The organism is Hallella absiana (assembly GCF_025457485.1).
GTDB lineage: Bacteria > Bacteroidota > Bacteroidia > Bacteroidales > Bacteroidaceae > Prevotella > Prevotella absiana.
Map to the genome: position 1 here is coordinate 1 of NZ_JAMXSP010000073.1, position 2,081 is coordinate 2,081.

At 46.5% G+C, this 2,081-nt stretch carries 3 protein-coding genes and 1 pseudogene; all 4 read left to right on the forward strand.

Translation table 11 applies throughout. The annotated features are described in order from the left end of the window. Nucleotides 1–216 precede the first annotated feature (216 nt). Nucleotides 217–726, forward strand: coding sequence for a nitroreductase family protein (locus NG346_RS14365; protein WP_262281357.1), 510 nt, complete (start codon nucleotides 217–219; stop codon nucleotides 724–726). Nucleotides 727–728: 2 nt separating this feature from the next. Then, complete coding sequence (locus NG346_RS14370) at nucleotides 729–1,277, forward strand: hypothetical protein (protein ID WP_262281358.1); 549 nt, start codon at nucleotides 729–731, stop codon at nucleotides 1,275–1,277. Nucleotides 1,278–1,300: 23 nt separating this feature from the next. Further along, nucleotides 1,301–1,771 carry a pyridoxamine 5'-phosphate oxidase family protein gene (locus NG346_RS14375; protein WP_262281359.1) on the forward strand — a complete coding sequence of 157 codons (471 nt, stop codon included), beginning with the start codon at nucleotides 1,301–1,303 and terminating at the stop codon, nucleotides 1,769–1,771. Next, nucleotides 1,771–1,965: pseudogene (locus NG346_RS14380) on the forward strand (YjbQ family protein); the annotation flags it as partial. The gene NG346_RS14375 and the pseudogene NG346_RS14380, both read left to right, overlap by 1 nt. Nucleotides 1,966–2,081 lie beyond the last annotated feature (116 nt).

Sequence of the window (2,081 nt, forward strand, 5' to 3'; positions counted from 1 at the left end):
CTTCAGGTCATGCCTGAAGGGAATAAGGGATATACCCTTCTTTTTCTATAGATGTGTTACTGTCTTTGGTTAGGCAGCGGCATCTGCCCGCCACGGACAATCCCCCTTGGGCCAAAAAACATCATTATGAGGATTAAGAATTATTCTCAATCAAATTGTCGTACTTGTCGATAGAAAGTTGTACCTTTGAGGCTGAAATAAATAATTCATCAGCTTATGGCATTCAAGGAATTAGCAACGAAACGCTTCTCCGTGCGTAAGTACATGGACGAGCCGGTCAGTAAGGAGGATATAGAATATATCATGGATTGTGTGCGATTGGCACCGTCGGCCTGCAACCGCCAGCCGTGGAAGTTTCTTCTTCTCACCTCTGACGATGCGAAAGAGAAGATCCGACGGTGCTACAACCGCGACTGGTTCAAGTCGGCACCGCTGTATGTGCTGTGCTTTAAGGATGTGAACGGCTGCTGGGTGCGTCCGGATGACGGCAAGCCCCATGGTGACATCGACCTCGGCATTGCCGTGGAGCACCTCTGCCTCGCTGCCGCTGATCGCGGACTCGGCTCCTGCTGGGTATGTAATTATAATGTCGAAGCCGTGAAGCGTCTGTTCCCCGTAGAGGGTTACGAAGCCGTGGCTATCGTTCCCATCGGCCATATCGCTCCAGACTGTCCACATGCAGAAAAGAAGCGGAAGGAAATGAACGAAATATTCAAGGGGGTATGAAGATGAAAAAAGCATTTCTATTGTTATTGATGTCTCTGTTTTCATTAGTCCTTTTTGCACAAACAGAGCATATGAAATTTGCTGGCATTCCGTTGACCGGCAGTATTGAACAATTTCAAAAGAAACTTATCGCTAAGGGTTTCAGATTGAACTCAAAAATAAGTAAGTTGCTTCCTGTTGGAACACGAAGCTTCATCGGCACCTTCGCAGGCGAGAAGGGGAATATCGCTGTTTACTATGACCCAGATACGAAGACCGTATATGGAGCCAAGGTTTACTATGATGGTTTGACTGATGATAGGGCAGAAGAAGAAATGGACAATCTTCGATCTATTCTTTCTGCGAAATACGGTGAAGATAACATCACTGACGGCAAGGACAAGTCAAATAGAGATGAATTTCATGTCGATACAGGACTTGGGACAATCTATTGTTATCTGATGATGGACGAATCCATGCATAATTATCCTTATAATTGGTCTGCCCATGCGGAGTTTATGGACTATAAAAATGGCAGGAACCATCAATCAAAAGTCATGGATGACTTTTAATAATAATAATAATGGAAAATACAATGATGAAAAAACTGGTTTTATTTTTCATGCTTATGACGGCAATGGTAGTAAATGCACAGACGAATAGTGCTGTACAAGAGGTTCGCGACTATCTTCACGAGTGTGGTATATTTTATATTGCCACAGTGGATGGCGATCAACCCCGTGTGCGTCCGTTCGGAGTGGCGGAGGTGCTTAATGGTAAACTCTATATCCAAACGGGTAAGAAGAAAAAGGTATTCAAGCAGATGATGGCCAACCCGAAGTTTGAGATCACTGCCGTGAAGCCATCCGGCACGGAGTGGATCCGTATCAGCGGAAAGCTCGTCAACGACGACAGTCGTGAGGCGAAGGCTTACGTGCTTGACAAGAATCCGGAACTGAAGAGTATGTACTCTGCCGACGACGACAATACGGCTGTGCTCTACATCACGGACGGTGTGGCGCAGTTCTGCTCGTTCTCAGCTCCGACTAAAGAGGTAAAGTTCTGATGGTTGAGCAAGTAGAATTTAAGTTGAAGCCTCAGTCCCGCGGCTTCCATCTGATAACGGATGAAGTGCTCCGGCACCTGCCGCAGCTACCAAAGACGGGACTGCTCAATCTCTTTGTGCAGCATACGAGTTGCGCGTTGAGCATCTGTGAGAACTGGGACCCGGACGTGAGAAGTGACATGGAGACTATTTGGCCCAAGGGGGATTGTCCGTGGCGGACGGATGCCGCTGCCTAACCAAAGAACTTGATATGATAGCGTGCTAAAACTATTTTTTTTGCTTACCTTTGCGGTCATGGAACAAGAAAAGA

What these genes read in the sequence shown, in the direction of transcription:
- NG346_RS14365 (WP_262281357.1), top strand. Translation starts at nt 217, where the DNA reads ATGGCATTCAAGGAATTAGCAACGAAACGCTTCTCCGTGCGTAAGTAC.
- NG346_RS14370 (WP_262281358.1), top strand. Translation starts at nt 729, where the DNA reads ATGAAAAAAGCATTTCTATTGTTATTGATGTCTCTGTTTTCATTAGTC.
- NG346_RS14375 (WP_262281359.1), top strand. Translation starts at nt 1,301, where the DNA reads ATGATGAAAAAACTGGTTTTATTTTTCATGCTTATGACGGCAATGGTA.